Annotated in this window: 17 protein-coding genes; 14 read left to right on the plus strand and 3 right to left on the minus strand. The window is 63.7% G+C overall.

What is annotated here, in order from left to right:
- Positions 1-23 precede the first annotated feature (23 nt).
- The 3 genes from odhB (at position 24) to ACXJKO_RS13445 (ending at position 3,406) form a co-directional block, all read left to right on the plus strand.
- Complete coding sequence (gene odhB, locus ACXJKO_RS13435; RefSeq protein WP_457091590.1) at positions 24-1,256, plus strand: 2-oxoglutarate dehydrogenase complex dihydrolipoyllysine-residue succinyltransferase; 1,233 nt, start codon at positions 24-26, stop codon at positions 1,254-1,256.
- A 113-nt stretch (positions 1,257-1,369) separates the two neighbouring features.
- On the plus strand, positions 1,370-2,770 hold the full coding sequence (lpdA, locus tag ACXJKO_RS13440; RefSeq protein WP_457091591.1) for a dihydrolipoyl dehydrogenase: 1,401 nt from the start codon (positions 1,370-1,372) through the stop codon (positions 2,768-2,770).
- Positions 2,771-2,779: 9 nt separating this feature from the next.
- The gene (locus tag ACXJKO_RS13445) at positions 2,780-3,406 is read left to right on the plus strand and encodes a thymidine kinase (RefSeq protein ID WP_457091592.1); all 627 of its coding nucleotides are present in this window, start codon (positions 2,780-2,782) and stop codon (positions 3,404-3,406) included.
- A gap of 49 nt (positions 3,407-3,455) precedes the next feature.
- Here ACXJKO_RS13445 and ACXJKO_RS13450 read toward each other — a convergent pair whose 3' ends face one another.
- Positions 3,456-4,436, minus strand: a complete 981-nt coding sequence (locus ACXJKO_RS13450) for a tyrosine recombinase XerC (RefSeq protein ID WP_457091593.1) — start codon at positions 4,434-4,436, stop codon at positions 3,456-3,458.
- Between the two features lie 102 nt (positions 4,437-4,538).
- Between ACXJKO_RS13450 and ACXJKO_RS13455 the strand changes: the two genes are divergently transcribed.
- The 9 genes from ACXJKO_RS13455 to ACXJKO_RS13495 all read left to right on the plus strand — a co-directional run bounded on the left by ACXJKO_RS13455 (position 4,539) and on the right by ACXJKO_RS13495 (position 14,009).
- Complete coding sequence (locus ACXJKO_RS13455; protein ID WP_457091594.1) at positions 4,539-5,156, plus strand: class I SAM-dependent methyltransferase; 618 nt, start codon at positions 4,539-4,541, stop codon at positions 5,154-5,156.
- Positions 5,157-5,192: 36 nt separating this feature from the next.
- Entirely contained in the window at positions 5,193-7,355 is a 2,163-nt protein-coding gene (locus ACXJKO_RS13460; protein WP_457091595.1) for a primosomal protein N', read from the plus strand.
- A 335-nt stretch (positions 7,356-7,690) separates the two neighbouring features.
- On the plus strand, positions 7,691-8,251 hold the full coding sequence (locus ACXJKO_RS13465; protein ID WP_457091596.1) for a histidine phosphatase family protein: 561 nt from the start codon (positions 7,691-7,693) through the stop codon (positions 8,249-8,251).
- Between the two features lie 203 nt (positions 8,252-8,454).
- Positions 8,455-9,027: a F0F1 ATP synthase subunit delta gene (locus ACXJKO_RS13470; RefSeq protein WP_457091597.1), complete on the plus strand. Its 573-nt coding sequence runs from the start codon at positions 8,455-8,457 to the stop codon at positions 9,025-9,027.
- Positions 9,027-10,556, plus strand: a complete 1,530-nt coding sequence (gene atpA / locus ACXJKO_RS13475; RefSeq protein ID WP_457091598.1) for a F0F1 ATP synthase subunit alpha — start codon at positions 9,027-9,029, stop codon at positions 10,554-10,556. Before ACXJKO_RS13470 ends, atpA begins: the two co-directional genes overlap by 1 nt.
- A gap of 36 nt (positions 10,557-10,592) precedes the next feature.
- Positions 10,593-11,465, plus strand: coding sequence for a F0F1 ATP synthase subunit gamma (locus ACXJKO_RS13480; protein ID WP_457091599.1), 873 nt, complete (start codon positions 10,593-10,595; stop codon positions 11,463-11,465).
- Positions 11,466-11,486: 21 nt separating this feature from the next.
- Complete coding sequence (gene atpD, locus ACXJKO_RS13485) at positions 11,487-12,938, plus strand: F0F1 ATP synthase subunit beta (protein WP_457091600.1); 1,452 nt, start codon at positions 11,487-11,489, stop codon at positions 12,936-12,938.
- 113 nt (positions 12,939-13,051) lie between these two features.
- Positions 13,052-13,453, plus strand: a complete 402-nt coding sequence (locus ACXJKO_RS13490; protein ID WP_457091601.1) for a F0F1 ATP synthase subunit epsilon — start codon at positions 13,052-13,054, stop codon at positions 13,451-13,453.
- Positions 13,454-13,490: 37 nt separating this feature from the next.
- Positions 13,491-14,009, plus strand: coding sequence for a 2'-5' RNA ligase family protein (locus ACXJKO_RS13495; RefSeq protein ID WP_457091602.1), 519 nt, complete (start codon positions 13,491-13,493; stop codon positions 14,007-14,009).
- Between the two features lie 253 nt (positions 14,010-14,262).
- On the opposite strand, the gene putA is transcribed toward ACXJKO_RS13495, so the two are convergent.
- Entirely contained in the window at positions 14,263-17,361 is a 3,099-nt protein-coding gene (gene putA / locus ACXJKO_RS13500) for a bifunctional proline dehydrogenase/L-glutamate gamma-semialdehyde dehydrogenase PutA (RefSeq protein WP_457091603.1), read from the minus strand.
- A gap of 113 nt (positions 17,362-17,474) precedes the next feature.
- Here putA and ACXJKO_RS13505 point away from each other — a divergent pair, with 113 nt between their 5' ends.
- Positions 17,475-17,936 carry an Lrp/AsnC ligand binding domain-containing protein gene (locus tag ACXJKO_RS13505; protein WP_457091604.1) on the plus strand — a complete coding sequence of 154 codons (462 nt, stop codon included), beginning with the start codon at positions 17,475-17,477 and terminating at the stop codon, positions 17,934-17,936.
- 34 nt (positions 17,937-17,970) lie between these two features.
- Here the strand turns inward: ACXJKO_RS13505 and ACXJKO_RS13510 are convergent, their stop codons facing one another.
- The gene (locus tag ACXJKO_RS13510; protein WP_457091605.1) at positions 17,971-18,984 is read right to left on the minus strand and encodes a TerC family protein; all 1,014 of its coding nucleotides are present in this window, start codon (positions 18,982-18,984) and stop codon (positions 17,971-17,973) included.
- A 327-nt stretch (positions 18,985-19,311) separates the two neighbouring features.
- On the opposite strand from ACXJKO_RS13510, the gene ACXJKO_RS13515 reads away from it, so the two are divergent.
- Positions 19,312-20,349, plus strand: a complete 1,038-nt coding sequence (locus ACXJKO_RS13515) for an ABC transporter substrate-binding protein (RefSeq protein WP_457091606.1) — start codon at positions 19,312-19,314, stop codon at positions 20,347-20,349.
- Positions 20,350-20,465 lie beyond the last annotated feature (116 nt).

A 20,465-nucleotide genomic window follows, 5' to 3' on the forward strand; every position in this document is an offset into this window, starting at 1 on the left:
CCCGCAAAGACCAAAAGACGACCATGGCAACCGAAATCCGCGTACCCACTCTCGGCGAATCCGTTTCAGAGGCCACCATCGGCCGCTGGTTCAAGAAGCCCGGCGATCCCGTGAAGGCCGATGAGCCCGTGCTCGAGCTCGAAACCGACAAGGTGACACTCGAAGTCAACGCGCCCGCAAGCGGCACCTTGGGCGACATCGTCGCCAAGGACGGCGAGACGGTCGCGCCCGGCGCTGTGCTCGGCTCCATCGTGGAAGGCGGCGCTGCCGCTGCTCCTGCTTCGGCTCCCAAGGCAGAGGCTCCGAAGGCTGCACCGACTCCCGCCGCAGCGCCCGCACCGGTCGCTGCCGCGCCCGGCGCTGCCAAGGATCACGGCCCCGCCGTTGCCCGTATCGCTGCCGAGAGCGGCGTGAGCCCCGCCAATGTGGGCGGCACGGGCAAGGATGGCCGCGTGACCAAGGGCGACATGCTCGCAGCGATTGCCACGGGCGGTGCTTCGGCGCCCGCAACGGCGGCTCCCGTGTCCGTGCGCGCACCATCGGCTCCGGTCGATGCCGAGCGCGAAGAGCGCGTGAAGATGACGAAGCTTCGTCAGACCATCGCCCGCCGCCTCAAGGATGCGCAGAACTCCGCTGCCATGCTCACCACGTTCAACGACGTGGACATGAGCGCGGTGATGAACCTGCGCAACCAGTACAAGGACGTGTTCGAGAAGAAGCACAGCACCAAGCTCGGCTTCATGGGCTTCTTCACCAAGGCCGTGATCCAGGCTCTCAAGGACGTTCCGGCCGTGAACGCCGAGATCGACGGCCAGGACCTCGTCTACAAGAACTACTACCACATCGGCATCGCGGTCGGAACCGAGAAGGGCCTTGTGGTTCCCGTGGTGCGCGACGCCGACCAGCTCTCGGTCGCGGGCATCGAGAAGACCATCGCGGATTTCGGCAAGCGTGCCCGTGACGGCAAGCTCTCCATCGATGAGATGCAGGGCGGCACCTTCACCATCACCAATGGCGGCATCTACGGCTCGCTCATGTCGACGCCGATCCTCAACGCGCCGCAATCCGGTATTCTCGGAATGCACCGTATCGAGGAGCGTCCGGTGGTCCGCAACGGCCAGGTCGTCGTGCGCCCGATGATGTATCTCGCGCTATCCTACGACCACCGCATCGTCGACGGTAAGGAAGCCGTGACCTTCCTCGTGCGCGTCAAGGATGCGCTTGAGGATCCGGCGCGTCTGGTTCTGGATCTGTAAGAAAAATTCAACGTCATGGCCGGGCCTGTCCCGGCCATCCACGACTTCCAACCTTCAGATAAGACGTGGATGCCCGGATCAAGTCCGGGCATGACGTTAAGTGGAGACAAGATATGTCCTACGATCTCATCGTCATCGGCACCGGCCCCGGCGGCTATGTGGCTGCCATCCGCGCCGCGCAGCTCGGCCTCAAGACCGCTGTTGTCGAGAAGCGCAAGACCCATGGCGGCACCTGCCTCAACGTGGGCTGCATTCCGTCGAAGGCCCTGCTGCACGCCTCGCACATGTTCGAGGATGCGCGCGATCACTTCGCCGGTCTCGGCATCGGCGTTTCCGCGCCCAAGCTCGATCTGAAAACCATGCAGTCCTTCAAGCAGGAGGGCGTCGACGGCAACACCAAGGGCGTCGAGTTCCTGCTGAAGAAGAACAAGATCGATGCCTTCATCGGCACGGGCCGCATCGCCGCCGTAGGCCAGGTCGAAGTGACCGCCGAGGACGGCACGAACCAGGTGCTCGAGACCAAGAACATCCTCATCGCCACGGGCTCGGACGTCACGCGTCTTCCCGGCATCGAGATCGACGAGAAGGTGGTGGTGTCCTCCACCGGCGCGCTCGAACTCGACGCTGTGCCGAAGCGCCTCGTGGTGATCGGCGCGGGCGTGATCGGTCTGGAGCTCGGCTCCGTGTGGCGCCGCCTCGGCTCCGAAGTGACGGTGATCGAATATCTCGACCGCATCCTGCCCGGCATGGACGGCGATGTCGCCAAGAACTTCCAGCGCATCCTCGGCAAGCAGGGCTTCCAGTTCAAGCTCGGCGCCAAGGTCACCGGCGTGAAGAACACCGGCAAAGGCGCGACGCTCACCTTCGAGCCGGCCGCCGGCGGCACGCCTGAGACTCTCGATGCAGATGTGGTGCTCGTGGCCATCGGACGCGTGCCCTATACGCAGGGCCTCGGCCTCGACCGTGTGGGCGTGCAGCTCGATAATCGCGGCCGCATTCTCACCGATGCGCATTTCTCCACCAACATCACCGGCATCTATGCCATCGGCGACGTGATCGCAGGCCCCATGCTCGCGCACAAGGCCGAGGACGAGGGTGTGGCGGTTGCCGAGTTCCTCGCCGGCAAGGCGGGCCACGTGAATTACGACGTGATCCCGAGCGTGGTCTACACATTCCCCGAGGTCGCCTCCGTCGGCAAGACGGAAGAGGAGCTGAAGGCTGCAGGCATCGCCTACAATGTCGGCAAGTTCCCCTTCACGGCCAACGGCCGCGCCAAGGTGAACCGCACCACGGACGGATTCGTGAAGATCCTTGCGGATGCCGCCACCGACAAGGTGCTCGGCGTTCACATCATCGGCCCAGAAGCCGGCAACCTCATCCATGAGGCGGCGATCACCATGGAGTTCGGCGGCTCGTCGGAAGACATGGCCCGCACCTGCCACGCGCATCCAACCCTTGCGGAAGCTGTGAAGGAAGCCGCGATGGCGGTGGAGAAGCGCGCCATCCATATGTAATATGGATTCATGGCAAAACTTCACTTCATCCATTCGGTAATGAATGCAGGCAAGACGACCCATCTCCTGCAGGTTCGTTACAACTACGTCGAGAACGGCGGAAATGTCCTGCTGTTCACGAGCTTGATCGACGACCGTTTCGGGGTCGGCAAGGTGAAGTCCCGCATCGGCCTCGAGGCCGATGCGATCCCGCTGAAAAAGGACGAGGACATCGGCGCCTTCGTTGCGGCGGAGCATGCCAGGAAGAAAGTAACGGTCGTTCTGATCGACGAGGTTCAGTTCATGACGGCCGATCAGGTCCGTCAGCTGGCCTGGATCGTCGACGAGCTGAAAATTCCCGTCATGGCCTACGGGCTGAAGAACAACGTGTATGGCACGCTGTTCAGTGACGCCATCGCGACGATCATGGCGCTGGCCGAGGATTTTCAGGAGATCAAGCAGCTCTGCCATTGCGGCCGCAAGGCCACGATGATCCTGAAGTTCGATCCCAATGGCGAAGCGGTACGCTCAGGCCCGGTCGTCGAGGTGGGCGGCGAAAATCGCTACGTGTCCGTCTGCCGCCCGCACTGGACCAAGGGCGATATCGGCCCCGCCGCACGGCAGATCCTCGCCGAGGCCGTGATCGCCGCGGAATAAAACTCAGTCATCCCGGATCGGCTGCACCGTCCGGGATGATGCGTTGGCCTTACTTCACCCGCGCCCTCGGATGCGCCGCGTTGAATGCATCCATCAACCGTGCCGCATCGACCTTCGTGTAGAGCTGCGTCGTCGAGAGCGACGCATGGCCCAACAGTTCCTGAATCCCGCGCAGGTCTCCGCCCTTGGCGAGCAGGTGTGTGGCGAAGGAATGGCGCAGGGCATGGGGCGTAGCGCTGTCCGACAGGCCGAGCGCGCCGCGCAATTCCTCTACCGCAAGCTGGATGATGCGCGGCGACAAGGGGCCACCCCGCGCGCCGACGAAAAGCGGTCCCTCGGGCGGGATCGCATAGGGGCACAGGTGCAGATATTCCTCCACCGCCCGCTGGATGGCTGGGATCACGGGAACGCTGCGCATCTTGCCGCCTTTGCCGGTTACCGTGATCGAATCGGTTCCGTTGATCGGTGCATCGCGCCGCTGAATGCCGAGCGCTTCGGAAATACGCAGGCCTGCGCCGTAGAGCAGCGAGAGCACGGCGGCATCCCGCGCCAGGATCCACGGCTTGCGATCCTCGGATGCCCGCGTCTCCTTGTCGGTCACCGCGACAGCGGACGAGGCGGAGAGGGGACGCGGCAGGTTCTTTTCCACTTTCGGGGTGCGAATTGCGGCAAAGGCGGAAGCCGTTCCATGGCCCTCGCGTTCGAGATGGCGGGCATAGGAACGAAGCGCCGCGAGCTGTCGCATCAGCGAGCGGCTCCCGACCGAGTTCATGCGGCGCGCGGCGAGAAAAGAGCGGATATCGAGGGGCTTTAAGCCCAGCACGCCCTTGATGCTCGGCTTCTCACCGAGATGCTCGGTGAGGAAAGCGAGGAACTGCCTGATGTCGCGGGCATAGGCTTCCACCGTTTTCGGCGAAAGCCGGCGCTCCTTGGCGAGCGAGCCAAGCCACGCCATCACCTCCTGGCGGGTATCCTCCGCGCCGGGCAGGGCGAGATCGAGGGCTGATGGTTCGTTCTTGCTGTCTGACATAGGGTGAATATCCGCTCGCGACCTTGCCAAAAGATGAAGTCTATCGGGTATGCGCTATAAACAGGATAACATTGGCACCATAGGACAGTAGGGGGAAACGACGTGAACGCCGATACCAAGATCGCGAGCAATGCGGGCTATGCCGAGGCAGCCGATTCCCTGGTCGCTTCGTATGAAAGCATTTCCTTCGAGGATATCTATGCTCCTGTCCTGAATCTCCTGCCGCAGGGCGGACGCGCCCTCGACATCGGTGCCGGCACGGGCCGCGATGCGGCAGCTCTGGCGAAGCGTGGATTCCTCGTTCACGCCGCCGAGCCGACAGGGGAGCTGCGCGCCCATGCCCAGCGCCTCCATCCCGATCCCGCGATCACCTGGACCGACGATGCCTTGCCGGATCTCGTGCGACTTCATGCAGGCGAAACCCGTTTCGATCTTATTCTTATGACCGCCGTGTGGATGCATCTCGACGAGGAGGAACGTGGGAGGGCGCTGCCGCGCATCGCGCATCTTCTCGCGCCGGATGGGCGATTGTTCATGACAGTGAGAAAAGGGCCTGTGCCTCCGGGACGCCGCATGTTTCATACTCCTATCGAGCCGCTGATCGAGGCGGCTGCGAAGGGTGGACTCGCGCTTTTGAAGAACTACGAATTTTCGGACAGGCTCGGGCGGCAGGATGTCCGCTGGACCATGCTTGCATTCGAGCGGGAAAATCGGGTCTAAGCATCTCATGCACTCCATGGACACGCTCGCTTCCTGATGGCTTCCAAGATCGCCGATGTCCTCATCCCGCTGGCGCTGGACACGGCCTATTCCTATGCCGTGCCGGATGGCCTCACGCTCGAGGAGGGCGATGTGGTGCAGGTGCCGCTCGCGACCCGCGAGGTGGCGGGCGTGGTCTGGTCCTTGCGGGAAGGGCAGGGCGCGAACTTCAAGAAGGTGACGGGCGTCATCGACGGGCCCAGCCTGTCGCCGACCATGCGCAAGTTCTTGGACTGGGTCGCCTGGTACACTCTGGCCCCCAAGGGCTCAGCGCTCGCCATGGGCCTGAAATTTCCCGATCCGGACCGCAGTGAAGTCGTGCGGGTTGGCGTCAAGCTCACCGAGAACCGGCCCAAGCGCATGACGCCGGCGCGCCAGAAGGTCATCGAGGCGGCGCAGGACGGCGTCGTGCGGCTCAAGAGCGAGCTCGCCCATGCGGCGGGCGTGAGCAACGGCGTCATCGATGGCCTGATCGATGACGGCACGCTCGAGACCGTGACCCTGCTGCAGGAGCCTGTCGCGGAACCGCCGAAGCCCGATTTCGGCGAGACGCAGCTCTCGGATGGCCAGCGGGACGCGGCCAAGGATGTCGTCGCGGCCATGGGCGCGGAGCATCCCTCGGTGATCCTGTTGGAGGGCGTCACCGGTTCCGGCAAAACGGAAGTGTACTTCGAGGCGGTGGCCGAGGCTGTGAAGCAGGGTCGGCAGGCCCTGATCCTCATGCCGGAAATCGCACTCACGGCGCAGTTCCTCGACCGATTCGCCGTCCGCTTCGGCGTGAAGCCAGCCACCTGGCATTCCGGCGTCACGGGCCGCAAACGCGAGCGGCTTTATGCGGCCATTGCCTCGGGGGAGGTGAAGGTCATCGCGGGCGCGCGCTCGGCGCTATTCCTGCCTTATGCCGATCTCGGCCTCATCGTCGTCGATGAGGAGCACGAGACCGCCTACAAGCAGGATGACGGCGTGCATTACCACGCCCGCGACATGGCCGTGGTGCGGGGCAAGATCGAAAACGCCATGGTGGTGCTGGCCTCCGCGACGCCCTCCATCGAGAGCCGGGTCAATGTGGAGCGCGGGCGCTACCGCCACGTGAAGCTGCCCGAGCGTTTCGGCGGGCGCTCCATGCCGCAGATCCGCCCGATTGATCTCAGGCGCGAGCAGATTCCGAAAGGGCGCTGGCTTTCGTCCACCCTGGTGAGCGCTGTCGAGGAGACGGTCGGGCGAGGGGAGCAGGCGCTTCTCTTCCTCAACCGGCGCGGCTACGCGCCGCTCACCCTCTGCCGGGCCTGCGCCCATCGCTATGAGTGCCCCAACTGCTCGACCTGGCTGGTGGAGCACCGCTTCCGCCGCTCCCTGGTCTGCCACCATTGCGGGCATGTGGAGCGCACGCCGCAGGCCTGCGTGGAATGCGGCAGCATCGATTCGCTTGTGCCCTGCGGTCCGGGTGTGGAGCGAATCGCCGAAGAGGTAGTGCAACTCTTCCCCGACAAGCGCGTGATCGTGCTCTCCAGCGACTTTCCCGGCGGCACCGAGCGTCTGCGCACGGAGCTCGCCGCCATCGCGGCGGGCGAGGTCGATATCGTGATCGGCACCCAGCTCGTCGCCAAGGGCCACAATTTCCCGCTCCTCACGCTCGTGGGCGTGTTGGACGCCGATATCGGCCTGACCTCGGGCGATCCCCGGGCCGCCGAACGCACCTTCCAGATGCTCCAGCAGGTCACGGGCCGCGCCGGACGCGGCGAGAAGCCGGGCCGAGCCCTGGTCCAGACATGGCAGCCGGACCATCCGGTCATCGCGGCCCTCGTCTCGGGCGATGCGGAGCGCTTCTATGAAGAGGAAACCCGGGTGCGGGAACTCGCGGGCCTGCCGCCCTTCGGGCGCCTCGCCTCACTCATCGTCTCGGCGGAGGAGCGGGAGGTGGCCGAGGCCCATGCCCGCGCCATGGCTCTGGTTGCGGAGCCGCCGCCCGGCGTGACGGTGCTCGGCCCCGCAGAGGCGCCGCTCGCCCTGATCCGGGGACGCTACCGCTTCCGGCTGCTGGTGAAGACGGAGCGGGAGGTGGATCTCCAAGCCTATTTGCGGGACTGGATGTCCCGCTGCCCGAAGGTCAGGGGCAATACCCGTGTCTCTATTGACGTGGACCCGCAGAGCTTTCTTTAGCGCGTGAGAGCACGGTCTCTTTCCTCAGGCCACCATTCTGGCCTGGGGCGTGAACGAAAGCGGGCGGCTTCGCGCTCTGCTCTCCCGGCATGACCTTGGCGAGTAAGACTTTCATCGGTTCCGGCGGCAGGAACGGGTGGCTCCAGAAGAGGGCCGCGGCGATGAGGGCGAGCGTAGCGAACAGGCGCATGGAAGCGTTCTCGGGCTGACCCCAAGGAGAGTGTAACTCCCTGACCGAATCTCAAGTGCGCGAGGGCACAAGAGCCGCAAAATCACCCAAATGGGTCGACCCGAACGCGATTTTATGGTCGATAGCGTCCGTTACGAGGAGCGCCATGCCCAAGATCATCCACTGCATCCGCCACGGCCAATCGACCTTCAACGCCCATTTCGCCGAAACCGGCGAGGATCCCCTGCATTTCGACGCGCCCCTGACGGAACTGGGGCAGCGCCAGGTTGCCGAGCGGGCGATGGAGCTGCGCCAGCATCCTTATGAACTGATCGTGACCACCCCGCTGACCCGGGCGATCCAGACGACCATGGGCCTCTTCGGGCAGCATCCCTCCGCCCCGCCGATCCATGTGGAATGCCTCCACCGGGAGCACCTGGAGAGCAGCTGCGACGTGGGCCGCTCGCCCGCGCTCCTGCTCCAGGACTTCCCGCATCTCGTCTTCGACCATCTGGACGAGATCTGGTGGCATAACGAGGGAGATCTCGATCCGAGGGGCTTCGTCTCCGAGCCTGCTCCGGTCTTCGAACGGCGGGTGGAGGGGTTCAAGGACTGGCTCCGCGCCCGTCCCGAACAATTGATCGCGGTGGTCGGCCACGGTACCTTCTTCAACCGGCTCACGGGCCAGTATCTGGGGAACTGCGAAGTCGCCGTTCTGGAGCTCTGACCTTCACCCTGATGCGGGAAATCCGCTTTTCCGGGCATCCCTTGGTCCCGCTCGCCTTGCGCCCCGGAAAAACCCATGCTAGTCCACCCCCGCCTGAGGGCGGAGACGGTCCCGCTTCAGACTCACTTCCATCGACCTGACGGGTTTCCCGAGAGCACCAAGCTTCCCCGGTTCGAAACCCGTAACTTGAGAGAGACGATTACGTGGCGCAAAGCGGCTCCCAAGAAGGACCCCTCCTGTCGGGCGTGGCGTTGCGCTACGCTTCGGCGCTGTTCGAACTCGCCCGGGAAGCAAATGTCGTGGACGCCGTTTCCGGCGATCTCGGCCGCTTCGACCAGCTGATCCGCGGCAGTGAAGACCTGCAGCGTCTCATCCGCAACCCGATCTTCACGGCCGAAGAGCAGGCCCGGGCCGTGGATGCCCTCCTGACCAAGGCCGGCATTTCGGGCCTGACGGGCAACTTCATCCGCGTCGTGGCGTCCAAGCGCCGCCTCTTCGCATTGCCTGACATGATCCGCGCGTATCAGGACCTCGTGTCCGACGCGAAGGGCATCGTCCGGGCGCAGGTGACCCTGGCGGAAACTCCGTCGGACACCGTTCTCAACGAAATCAAGGCGGCGCTGCGCGACGTCGCCAAGGCTGACGTCGCTGTCGACGTCAAAATCGACCCGAGCCTCATCGGCGGCCTCATCGTAAAGATGGGCTCCCGCATGGTGGATGCCTCGGTGCGCACCAAACTCAATTCCATTCGTCTAGCGATGAAAGAGGTCCACTGATGGACATTCGAGCCGCTGAGATCTCCGCGATCCTCAAAGAGCAGATCAAGAACTTCGGCACCGAGGCTGAAGTCACCGAAGTCGGTCAGGTCCTGTCGGTCGGCGACGGCATTGCCCGTTGCTATGGCCTCGACAAGGTCCAGGCCGGCGAGATGGTCGAATTCGAGAGCGGCGTGCGCGGCATGGCCCTCAACCTCGAGACCGACAACGTCGGCGTCGTGATCTTCGGTTCCGACCGTGAGATCGCCGAGGGCCAGACCGTGAAGCGCACGGGCGCCATCGTGGACGTGCCGGTCGGCAAGGGCCTGCTCGGCCGCGTCGTCGACGCGCTCGGCAACCCCATCGACGGCAAGGGCCCCATCGTGGCGACCGAGCGCCGCCGCGTGGACGTGAAGGCTCCCGGCATCATTCCGCGCAAGTCGGTGCATGAGCCGATGGCGACGGGCCTCAAGTCCATCGACGCCCTCATCCCGGTCGGCCGCGGCCAGCGCGAGCTGATCATCGGCGATCGCCAGACCGGCAAGACCGCCATCGCCCTCGACACGATCCTGAACCAGAAGCCGCTGAACCAGGGCAACGACGAATCGCAGAAGCTGTACTGCGTGTACGTCGCCATCGGCCAGAAGCGCTCCACGGTCGCTCAGTTCGTGAAGGTGCTGGAAGAGAACGGCGCGCTGGAATACTCCATCATCGTCGCGGCCACCGCGTCCGATCCGGCTCCAATGCAGTTCCTGGCGCCCTTCTCGGGCTGTGCCATGGGCGAGTACTTCCGTGACAACGGCATGCATGCCGTGATCACCTATGACGATCTGTCCAAGCAGGCCGTCGCCTACCGTCAGATGTCGCTCCTGCTCCGCCGTCCTCCGGGCCGCGAGGCTTACCCGGGCGACGTGTTCTACCTGCACTCCCGCCTGCTCGAGCGCGCTGCGAAGCTCAACGACAGCCAGGGCGCGGGCTCGCTCACCGCTCTGCCGGTCATCGAGACGCAGGCCAACGACGTGTCGGCCTACATCCCGACCAACGTGATCTCCATCACCGACGGCCAGATCTTCCTCGAGACGGATCTGTTCTACCAGGGCATCCGCCCGGCGGTGAACGTCGGCCTCTCCGTGTCGCGCGTGGGCTCCGCAGCCCAGACGAAGGCCATGAAGAAGGTCGCGGGCAAGATCAAGGGCGAGCTGGCGCAGTACCGCGAAATGGCGGCCTTCGCTCAGTTCGGTTCCGACCTCGACGCCACCACGCAGCGCCTGCTGAACCGCGGCTCGCGCCTGACCGAACTCCTGAAGCAGCCGCAGTTCTCGCCGCTGAAGATGGAAGAGCAGGTCGCCGTGATCTACGCCGGCGTGAACGGCTACCTCGACAACCTGCCGCTCAACCGCGTGCGCGCTTTCGAGGATGGTCTGCTTTCGCTCCTGCGCGGCAAGCACGCCGATCTCCTGGACGCCATTCGCGCTTCCAAGGACCTGTCGAGCGATTCGGAAGCGAAGCTGAAGGACGTCGTCGTCAACTTCGCCAAGTCTTTCTCGTAAGATCGAACCGGAATACCGGAGAGGTAGGGCTGCTCGATGCCGAGCTTGAAAGACCTTCGTAACCGCATCGCCTCGGTCAAGGCGACGCAGAAGATCACCAAGGCCATGCAGATGGTGGCCGCCGCGAAGCTGCGCCGCGCGCAGACCGCGGCGGAAGCCGCGCGTCCTTACGCGGAGCGCATGGCCGTGGTGCTCGGCAATCTCGCGTCCGGCATCACTGTCGGGCCCGAGACGCCGCGACTGCTTGCCGGCACCGGAGCCGATCAGGTTCATCTGCTGGTCGTCTGCACCGCCGAGCGCGGCCTGTGCGGCGCGTTCAACTCCTCGATCGCGCGTCTTGCCCGTGAGCATGCCAACCGCCTGCTGGCGGAAGGCAAGACGGTCAAGATCATCTGCGTCGGCAAGAAGGGCTACGACATCCTGCGTCGCCAGTTCGCCGAGCAGATCATCGAGTTGGTCGACCTTCGCGCCGTGCGCCAGATCGGCTTCGAGCAGGCCGATATGATCGCCCAGAAGGTGCTCGGCCTCTTCGAGGCTGGCGAGTTCGACGTGGCGACGCTGTTCTACTCGCGCTTCCGCTCGGTGATCGCCCAGATCCCGACGGCGCAGCAGATCATCCCGACCCAGATCGAGGCGACCGGCACATCTTCGGATGCGGTCTACGAGTACGAGCCCGATGAGGGCGAGATCCTCGCGACCCTGCTGCCGCGGAACCTGACCGTGCAGATCTTCCGCGCGCTCCTGGAGAATGCCGCTTCCGAACAGGGCGCGCGCATGAGCGCCATGGACAGCGCGACCCGCAACGCGGGCGAGATGATCAAGAAGCAGACGATGACCTACAACCGGTCGCGTCAGGCAATGATCACCAAGGAACTGATCGAAATCATTTCGGGCGCCGAGGCGCTCTGACGAATCCGAGAGGAGCCTCACATGGCTAACACCGCTACCACCGGCAAGAATGTCGGTCACATCACGCAGGTCATCGGCGCCGTCGTCGACGTGCAGTTCCAGAATAACCTGCCGGAGATCCTGAACGCTCTCGAGACCACCAACGGTGGCAACCGCCTGGTGCTCGAAGTCTCGCAGCAGCTCGGCGAGAACACCGTGCGCTGCATCGCCATGGACACCTCCGAGGGTCTGGTGCGCGGCCAGGAAGTATTCGACACCGGCGCCCCGATCTCGGTTCCCGTCGGCGCCGCCACCCTCGGCCGCATCATGAACGTCATCGGCGAGCCCGTGGACGAAGCCGGCCCCATCGTCGGTGAAAGCACCCGCGCCATCCACCAGCCGGCTCCTTCCTACGCCGAGCAGTCCACCGAGGGTCAGATCCTGGTGACGGGCATCAAGGTCGTCGACCTGCTCGCACCCTACGCCAAGGGCGGTAAGATCGGCCTCTTCGGCGGCGCAGGCGTCGGCAAGACCGTGCTGATCATGGAACTCATCAACAACGTCGCGAAGGCGCACGGCGGCTACTCCGTGTTCGCCGGCGTCGGCGAGCGTACCCGCGAAGGCAACGATCTCTATCACGAGATGATCGAGTCGAAGGTGAACGTGGATCCCCGCGAGTCGGGCTCCGCCGCCGGCTCCAAGTGCGCCCTCGTGTACGGCCAGATGAACGAGCCCCCGGGCGCCCGCGCCCGCGTCGCTCTGACCGGCCTGACGGTTGCCGAAAACTTCCGTGACCAGGGCCAGGACGTGCTGTTCTTCGTGGACAACATCTTCCGCTTCACCCAGGCAGGCTCCGAGGTGTCGGCGCTTCTCGGCCGTATTCCTTCGGCCGTGGGCTATCAGCCGACCCTGTCCACGGACATGGGCGCCCTGCAGGAGCGCATCACCACCACCACCAAGGGTTCGATCACCTCGGTGCAGGCCATTTACGTGCCCGCCGACGATCTGACCGACCCGGCTCCGGCCACCTCCTTCGCCCACCTCGACGCCACGACCGTTCTGTCGCGCTCGATCGCCGAGAAGGGCATCTACCCGGCTGTGGATCCGCTCGACTCGACATCGCGCATGCTGTCTGCTGCCATCGTCGGCGAGGAGCACTACAACACCGCCCGTCAGGTCCAGCAGGTGCTGCAGCGCTACAAGGCGCTTCAGGACATCATCGCGATCCTGGGCATGGACGAGCTCTCCGAAGAGGACAAGATGACTGTGGCTCGCGCCCGCAAGATCGAGCGCTTCCTCAGCCAGCCGTTCCACGTGGCTGAAGTCTTCACCGGCTCGCCCGGCAAGCTTGTGTCGCTCGAAGACACCATCAAGGGCTTCAAGGGTCTGGTCGACGGTCAGTACGATCACCTCCCCGAGGCTGCCTTCTACATGGTCGGCACCATCGAGGAAGCCATCGAGAAGGCCCAGCGCCTCGCGGCTGAAGCTGCCTAATTGAAATCGGCATTGTCCCGGGGCGTGTCCGCACGCCTCGGGACTGCTTATACAGCCTGTCTCCACCGATTCCGGGCCGCTCCCAACAGGCGGCTCGCTGACGAGAAGCTCAAATGGCCACCTTCAATTTCGAACTCGTCTCTCCCGAGCGCGTGCTGTTTTCCGGCGCCGTCGATGCGGTAGTTCTGCCCGCGAGCGAAGGCGACATGACGGTTCTCGCCGGCCATGCGCCGATGATGACGACCCTCAAGACCGGCTTCCTCATCGTCGGGAACGGTTCCGGTAGTGGCAGCCGGGTTCTCGTGCGCGGCGGTTTCGCCGATGTTAACCAGACTGGCCTCACGGTCCTTGCCGAGCGGGCTCTTCCTGCCGAGGAGCTGACGCACGAGATCCTCGACCAGGAGATCCTCCAGGCGGAAATGCACTACGACGCCACCAACGAACCCACCGCCAGGCAGGCAGCCGAGTCGGCCATCGCGCAGCTGCGAGAGGCCAAAGAGGCCCTGACCTACTGATCTGAAACAACCCGGCTCCGGCCGGGTTTTTCTTTGCATGGCAGATGCAGCGCCCCTCATCCTCACGCTCGCCCTCGACAAGCAATCCTTCACCTTCTTCGATGGGCAGAGGCGGCGCTACTTTCCGCCGGCGCGAAACTTCATTCCCGCACATCTGACGCTATTTCATCATTTGCCTGGCGCCCATAACGGTAAGATCCAGGATAAGCTTGAAACCGAGACCACGAGGCGCAATTGCTTTTCGCTCACGGTCACGGCGCTTCGCTCTCTAGGACGCGGTGTCGCCTACAATCTGCAATCCCATGAACTGACTGATCTGCGCAGTAATCTCGCATCCGAATGGGCACACTGGCTCACGCCGCAGGACCGGCAGAAGCATCAGCCGCATGTCACCGTGCAGAACAACGTCGAGCCGCCAACAGCGAGAGCGTTGCTGGCAACGCTGTCGGAAGCCTTCGTGCCGTTTGCGGTTCAGGGCATCGGCCTGGACCTCTGGAGGTATCGCGGAGGGCCTTGGGAGATGGTGAGCGAATTCCCTTTTACGGCACGAGAGTAAACCGCTGCTGGCTATTATCGGCTTGTGAAGGTGATCTGATCTTCCTTCTCATCACACACAAACCTCATCCTGAGGAGCTTACGGAGCAGGCGTCTCGAAGGAGGATCCAGAGGTCTCTGAAGACGCCCTCGTCCTTCGAGACAGTCGCTGCGCGACTTCCTCAGGATGAGGGCTATGTGGATGCGTGTGTCGAAATGAAAATGCCCGGCACGAAGCCGGGCATTTTCCATCATTATCAGAGAGCAGCGAACCCTCACTCGCCCATGGCGATCAGGTTGGCATTACCACCCGCCGCCGCCGTGTTGATCGTCACCGTCTGCTCCGTAGCGAAGCGCAGGAGATAGTGCGGGCCGCCGGCCTTCGGGCCCGTACCGGAGAGGCCGTGGCCGCCGAAGGGCTGCACGCCCACCACCGCGCCGATCATGTTGCGGTTCACGTAGACGTTGCCCACCGACAAGGCATCGACGATGCGGTTGACGGTGGCATCGATGCGCGAATGCACGCCGAGCGTCAGGCCATAGCCCGAACCCTCAATGGCTTCGATCACCTCGTTCAGACGGCCTGCCTTGTAGCGCACCACATGCAGGACCGGACCGAAGACCTCCTGTGCCAGATCGTGCGGCTTGTTCAGCTCGAAGATATGCGGCGCCACATAGGTGCCCGCTGCCGGAGCATCGCCCGCGTAATGCACCTTCGCCTGACGCTTCATATCGGCAATGTGCGTATCGAGCTTGTCCTTCGCCTCGCGGTCGATCACGGGGCCGACATGGGTGGAAATTTCACGCGGATCGGCGATCTTCAGTTCCTGCGCATTGCCCGCGATCATCTCGATCATGCGGTCGGCCACGTCTTCCTGTACGCAGAGAAGGCGAAGCGCCGAGCAGCGCTGGCCGGCCGAGCGGAAGGCGGACATCACCACATCGTCGGCCACCTGCTCCGGCAATGCGGTCGCATCGACGATCATGGCATTGATGCCGCCGGTTTCTGCGATCAGCGGCACGATGGCCGCGTCCTTGTTCGCAAGCGTGCGGTTGATGATGCGCGCGACTTCCGTGGAGCCGGTAAACACAACGCCGGCCACATCCTTGTGCTCGACGAGGCGCGCACCCACGCGCCCGTCGCCGGGCACGAGGTGAAGCGCGGTCTTCGCGACGCCTGCTTCGTGCAGAATGCGAACGGCCATGTCGGCGATCAGCGGCGTCTGCTCGGCGGGCTTCGCGACCACCGTGTTGCCGGCCATGAGGGCTGCACTCACCTGACCAAGGAAGATGGCGAGCGGGAAGTTCCAAGGCGAGATCGCCACGAACACGCCGCGCCCGCGCAGGCGCAGCACATTGCTCTCGCCGGTCGGACCCGGCATGAGATCTCCAGAGCCGAACAACGTACGTCCCTGAACGGCGTAATAGCGGCAGAAATCGACGGCCTCGCGCACTTCCGAGAGCGCGTCGTCGAGGGTCTTGCCCGCTTCCGCCTGGAGCAGATGCAGCAGCGCGCCGCGGCGTTCCTCCAGCAGGTCGGCGGTGCGTTGAAGGGCCTTCGCGCGCACATTCGCATCCGTGCGGCTCCATGCGCCGAAGCCCTTGAGGGCCGCAGCCATGGCGCGGTCGGCGATATCGGGAGACGCTTCCGTCACTTGGCCCACAATCGTCGTGCCATCGATGGGGCTGACGACGCCGCGTGTTTCACCGCCAGCGTTCTTGCCGTCGATCAGCGGCTCGGCCTTGAACGGTCCCTTGGAGGCGGATGTGATTTCCGCAAGCAGCGCCTCAAGCGAATCGCGATGGCCGAACTCGACGCCTTTCGAGTTGGCGCGCTCAGGTCCGTATAGATCGCGCGGCAGCGGAAGCTTGGGATGACGCGCCTGATCGGCGGACACGATAATGTCGGCCGGGCGCTTGAGAAGCGCCTGCACCGGCACGTCGGGGTCGGCAGCGACCGACACGAAGGATGAGTTCGCACCGTTTTCGAGCAGACGGCGCACGAGATAGGCGAGCAGATCGCGGTGACCGCCGACCGGCGCATAGGCGCGGCAGGCGAGGCCCGGATTGTCCTCAAGCAGGCGCGCATAAAGCGCTTCGCCCATGCCGTGCAGACGCTGGAACTCATAGCCTTCCGTGCCGCCGGCACGCTCGATGATCGAAGCCACCGTCAATGCGTTGTGGGTTGCGAATTGCGGGTAGATGCGTGGGCGAAGCGCCAGCATCTTCTCGGCGCAGGCGACGTAGTGCAGGTCCGTCATCGCCTTGCGAGTGAAGACCGGGTAATCGTCGAGCCCACGTTCCTGCGCGCGCTTCACCTCCGTATCCCAATAGGCGCCCTTCACGAGGCGCACCATCAGCTGGCGGTTGTGGCGCTCGGCCATGGCGGCAATCGCGTCGATCACGGAGCCCGCGCGCTTCTGATAGGATTGAATGGCGAGGCCGAAACCTTTCCAATCCGCCAGCGACGGATCGGCCATCACGGCATCGATCACTTCGAGCGACAATTCGAGGCGGTCCGCTTCTTCCGCGTCGATGGTGAAATTGAGGTCGTAGGACTTCGCCTTGCGCGCCAGCTCGATCGTCAGCGGAACCAGCTCGCGCATCACGCGCTCGCGGCTCGTCGCCTCGTAGCGCGGGTGCAGCGCCGACAGTTTCACCGAAATGCCGGGGCGGTTCGGCAGGGGCTCGTTGCCCGCCGAGCGGCCGATGGCGTCGATGGCTGCTGCGTAGGAATCGTAATAGCGGCGGGCATCATCCGCCGTGCGCGCGCCTTCGCCCAGCATGTCGAAGGAATAGCGGTAGATGCGGCCCTTCGTGGAACCAGCGCGCTTCAACGCGTCCTCGATATTCTGGCCGAGCACGAAGTGATTGCCCATCACGCGCATGGCCTGACGCGTGGCGGTGCGCACGGTCGGCAGGCCGAGACGCTTGGTAAGCTGGCCGAGAATGCTCTCCGGAGTCTCGCCGGGCTGGATCACGCGGGCCGTGATGCCGAGCGCCCAGGCCGAGGCGGACACGAGGAATGCGTCGGACTTGGCCTTATGCCCCGCGAAATCCGCGCTTCCGAGCTTATCTTCGATGAGCTTGTCGGCGGTGGCGGCGTCCGGCACGCGCAGCAGCGCCTCGGCGAGCACCATCAGCGCCAAGCCTTCCTTGGTGGAGAGCGCATATTCCCGCAGCATCTCCTCGACGCCGCCGAGACCGCCGCCTTTGCCGCGAATGGCCTCGATCAGGCGCGTGGCACGCTCGTCCACCCGGCGCTCGCGCTCCGGCGAGAGATGGCTCTGGCTGAGCAGGCGGGCGGCAATGGCCTTGTCGTCTTCGGCGAAGGGCGGGTTGAAAAGGGCGGCGGCGCTGGACTTCTGGACCATGGGATTCCTCTGGAAATTTCCGGGGAATATAAGGGCGATCATTCCGTGTTTCGATGGCAATATTGAGGGCTGGGCCTTAAGATTAGCGGTCATTCAGTGAGACAGGCGTGAAAATGGCGGAGATTGACCGGATCGATCGCAGGATCCTGAAGCTTCTACAGCAGGACGGACGCATCTCCACCGTGGATCTCGCGGAGAAGGTGGGGCTGTCGCCCACATCCACCAGCGACCGGGTAAAACGCCTCCAGCGGGAGGGGTACATTGCCGGCTTCGGCGCGCGGCTCGATCCGCACCGGCTCGGCCTCGAGCTTCTGGTTTTCGTGGAGGTCTCTCTCGACAAGACGACGCCCGATGTCTTCGAGAAATTCGCGGAAGCCGTGAAGCGAGCGCCCGAGGTTCTGGAATGCCACATGGTGGCTGGCGGCTTCGATTATCTGGTGAAGACGCGGGTGGCCGACATGGCGGCCTACCGTCATTTCCTCGGCGAGATCCTGCTGGCGCTGCCGGGCGTCAAGGAAACGCGCACTTATGCGGTGATGGAGGAAGTGAAAAGCGACGGCATGTTGCCTGTCTGAAAATGAAAGAGGCGGCTTTCGCCGCCTCACTTCTTTAAGCTTCGCTGGAAATGGTGTCCTCGTCGTCCTTCGTCTTCCAGAGCGAGTAGACGACACCGCCTGCGATCAGTGTGAGGGTCACGCCGAGCGAGATGGTGGGGTCGAGCTTGCCCACGAGCTGGTTCCAGAAGATCTTGCCGCCGATGAAGACGAGCACCAGCGCGAGCGCATATTTCAAGTAGTGGAACCTGTGCACCATGGCGGCGAGTGCGAAGTAGAGCGCGCGCAGTCCGAGGATCGCCATGATGTTGGCCGTGTAAACCACGAAGGTATCCGTGGTGATGGCGAAGATCGCCGGCACCGAGTCGACTGCGAAGATCAGGTCGGCGACGTTGATCACCACGAGCGCCAGGAAAAGCGGCGTCGCCCAGGTGATGATCTTGCCCGTTTTCGGATCGGGCTCGCGCACGAAGAAGTGCTGATCGTGCAGGCGGTTCGTCACCCGCATGTGCTTGCGCAGGAAACGGACCATCGCGTTCTTGTCGATGTTCGGTTCGCTTTCCGGCACGAACAGCATCTTGATGCCGGTCGCGATGAGGAACGCGCCGAAGAGATAGAGCATCCAGGCGTATTCCTGCACCAGAGCCGCGCCGACCGCGATCATGATGCCGCGCAGAACGATGACGCCGATGATGCCCCAAACGAGGGCGCGGTATTGGTATTTTCGGGGAATCGCGAAGTAGCTGAAGATCAGCGAGATCACGAAGACGTTATCGATGGACAGGGACTTCTCGATGAAGAAGCCCGTGAAGTAAGAAATGCCTGCATGGGTTCCGTCTTCGGTCACCAGGAGGCCGGTTTCGAACGACCACCAGATATAGGCGCCGAACAACACCGCGATGGTGATGTAGAAGGCAGACAGGAGAAGACTCTCCTTCACGCCGAGCTCCTTGTCCTTTCTGTTCAGGACACCGAGATCGAAGGCGAGGAGAAAAACGACAAGGCTCAGGAAAGCCGTCCACATCCAGACGGGCTTTCCCAGCCATTCCACTAAGAGGAATTCTGGCATAATACCCGGACCTATGTTTGCTTCTGTTCAAGCATCGGCTCCGACATCACAGGCGCATGTTCGCGCTCTGCCAGAGGGGCCCGGTCACCGATTTCGCCAAGGTGGGGAGCAGAAGCGACCACTTCAAGAGTAGCGCGGCAGAAAAGGGATTCTGCTCAATTGTGCGTCAAATGACGGGGCGGTGGGCAGTTTTGCCATGGCAAGAGGCTTGACCCTGAGCGCCGTTCTGCTTGCATGGTCAAGAACCGGGCAAAAGACACGAAGATGGTCAAGCTGCCCGACTCCCAGGCCTTCTGGGAGCAAACCAAAAGAACAGAGGTGACGGTGATGTTTCCGTATCTTTCGACGAAGAAGCGGTGGAGCACGGGTTTGCTGGCGGGCGTGGCTTTGCTTCTCGGCTCCGCAGCCGCGCAGGCCCAGACACCGGTGCGCTTCAGCCTGGACTGGCGCTGGGAAGGCCCGGCGGCGCCCTTCGCCGTCGCGCTCGACAAGGGCTACTTCAAGGCCGAAGGCCTCGACGTGACGATCGATCCCGCATCGGGCTCCCGCGAGCCGATCTCCCGTGTGGCATCGGGCACCTATGATGTGGGCTTCGGCGATGTGAACTCCCTCGTGCGCTTCCGCGACGAAAATCCCGGCACAGACATCAAGGCCGTGATGGTGATCTACGACCGTCCGCCCTTCGCGATCATCGGGCGCAAGAGCCGCGGCATCTCGAAGGAGGTGTCGAGCCTCGCGGGCAAGAAGATCGGCGCGCCGGCGGCGGACGGCGCCTATGCGCAATGGCCGATCTTCAAGGCCGTGAACAAGATCGACGATGCCGGCATGAAGTTCGAGAACGTGGGCTTCCCCGTGCGCGAGCCGATGCTGGCGCAGGGCGAGGTCGATGCGGTCTTCGGCTTCTCCATGTCCTCCTACATCAACCTCAAGTCCCGCGGCGTTCCGGCCGACGACATCGTCGTCATGCTCATGAGCGATTACGGCGTGGACCTCTACGGCAACACCATCATCGTCTCGCAGAAATTCGCACAGGAGAAGCCAGAAGCCGTGAAGGGCCTGCTGCGCGCGATCATGAAGGGCGTGCACGACACGGTGAAGGATCCGTCGAGCGCCGTGGATTCCGTGATCAAGCGCAACGACGTGGCGAAGAAAGAAGTGGAGCTGGAGCGCCTCAAGATGGTGCTCGAGCAGAACATGATCACGCCGCGGGTGAAAGAGAATGGCTTCGGCGGCATCGACAAGACGCGCTTCGCGAAAGCGCTCGATCAGATCGGTTTGACGTTCACTTACAAGGCGAAGCCTACGGTCGAGAGCGTGTTCACCGAGGAGTTCCTGCCCGCCGCCGACCAGCGGAAGGTGAACTGATCGTCTCGACGCTCTGTCCTTTACCCTCCCCTTGAGGGGGAGGGTCGCGAGCATAGCGAGCGGGGTGGGGTGGGAAGCGCTACGTTCTGCAAGGTCGGCGTTACCCACCCCACCCC

The organism is Microvirga sp. P5_D2 (assembly GCF_054049475.1).

What these genes read in the sequence shown, in the direction of transcription:
- ACXJKO_RS13505 (WP_457091604.1), top strand. Translation starts at nt 17,475, where the DNA reads ATGGCGGAGATTGACCGGATCGATCGCAGGATCCTGAAGCTTCTACAG.
- putA (WP_457091603.1), bottom strand. Translation starts at nt 17,361, where the DNA reads ATGGTCCAGAAGTCCAGCGCCGCCGCCCTTTTCAACCCGCCCTTCGCC.
- ACXJKO_RS13450 (WP_457091593.1), bottom strand. Translation starts at nt 4,436, where the DNA reads ATGTCAGACAGCAAGAACGAACCATCAGCCCTCGATCTCGCCCTGCCC.
- lpdA (WP_457091591.1), top strand. Translation starts at nt 1,370, where the DNA reads ATGTCCTACGATCTCATCGTCATCGGCACCGGCCCCGGCGGCTATGTG.
- ACXJKO_RS13480 (WP_457091599.1), top strand. Translation starts at nt 10,593, where the DNA reads ATGCCGAGCTTGAAAGACCTTCGTAACCGCATCGCCTCGGTCAAGGCG.
- ACXJKO_RS13460 (WP_457091595.1), top strand. Translation starts at nt 5,193, where the DNA reads ATGGCTTCCAAGATCGCCGATGTCCTCATCCCGCTGGCGCTGGACACG.
- ACXJKO_RS13445 (WP_457091592.1), top strand. Translation starts at nt 2,780, where the DNA reads ATGGCAAAACTTCACTTCATCCATTCGGTAATGAATGCAGGCAAGACG.
- ACXJKO_RS13465 (WP_457091596.1), top strand. Translation starts at nt 7,691, where the DNA reads ATGCCCAAGATCATCCACTGCATCCGCCACGGCCAATCGACCTTCAAC.
- atpA (WP_457091598.1), top strand. Translation starts at nt 9,027, where the DNA reads ATGGACATTCGAGCCGCTGAGATCTCCGCGATCCTCAAAGAGCAGATC.
- odhB (WP_457091590.1), top strand. Translation starts at nt 24, where the DNA reads ATGGCAACCGAAATCCGCGTACCCACTCTCGGCGAATCCGTTTCAGAG.
- ACXJKO_RS13490 (WP_457091601.1), top strand. Translation starts at nt 13,052, where the DNA reads ATGGCCACCTTCAATTTCGAACTCGTCTCTCCCGAGCGCGTGCTGTTT.
- atpD (WP_457091600.1), top strand. Translation starts at nt 11,487, where the DNA reads ATGGCTAACACCGCTACCACCGGCAAGAATGTCGGTCACATCACGCAG.
- ACXJKO_RS13495 (WP_457091602.1), top strand. Translation starts at nt 13,491, where the DNA reads ATGGCAGATGCAGCGCCCCTCATCCTCACGCTCGCCCTCGACAAGCAA.
- ACXJKO_RS13510 (WP_457091605.1), bottom strand. Translation starts at nt 18,984, where the DNA reads ATGCCAGAATTCCTCTTAGTGGAATGGCTGGGAAAGCCCGTCTGGATG.
- ACXJKO_RS13515 (WP_457091606.1), top strand. Translation starts at nt 19,312, where the DNA reads ATGTTTCCGTATCTTTCGACGAAGAAGCGGTGGAGCACGGGTTTGCTG.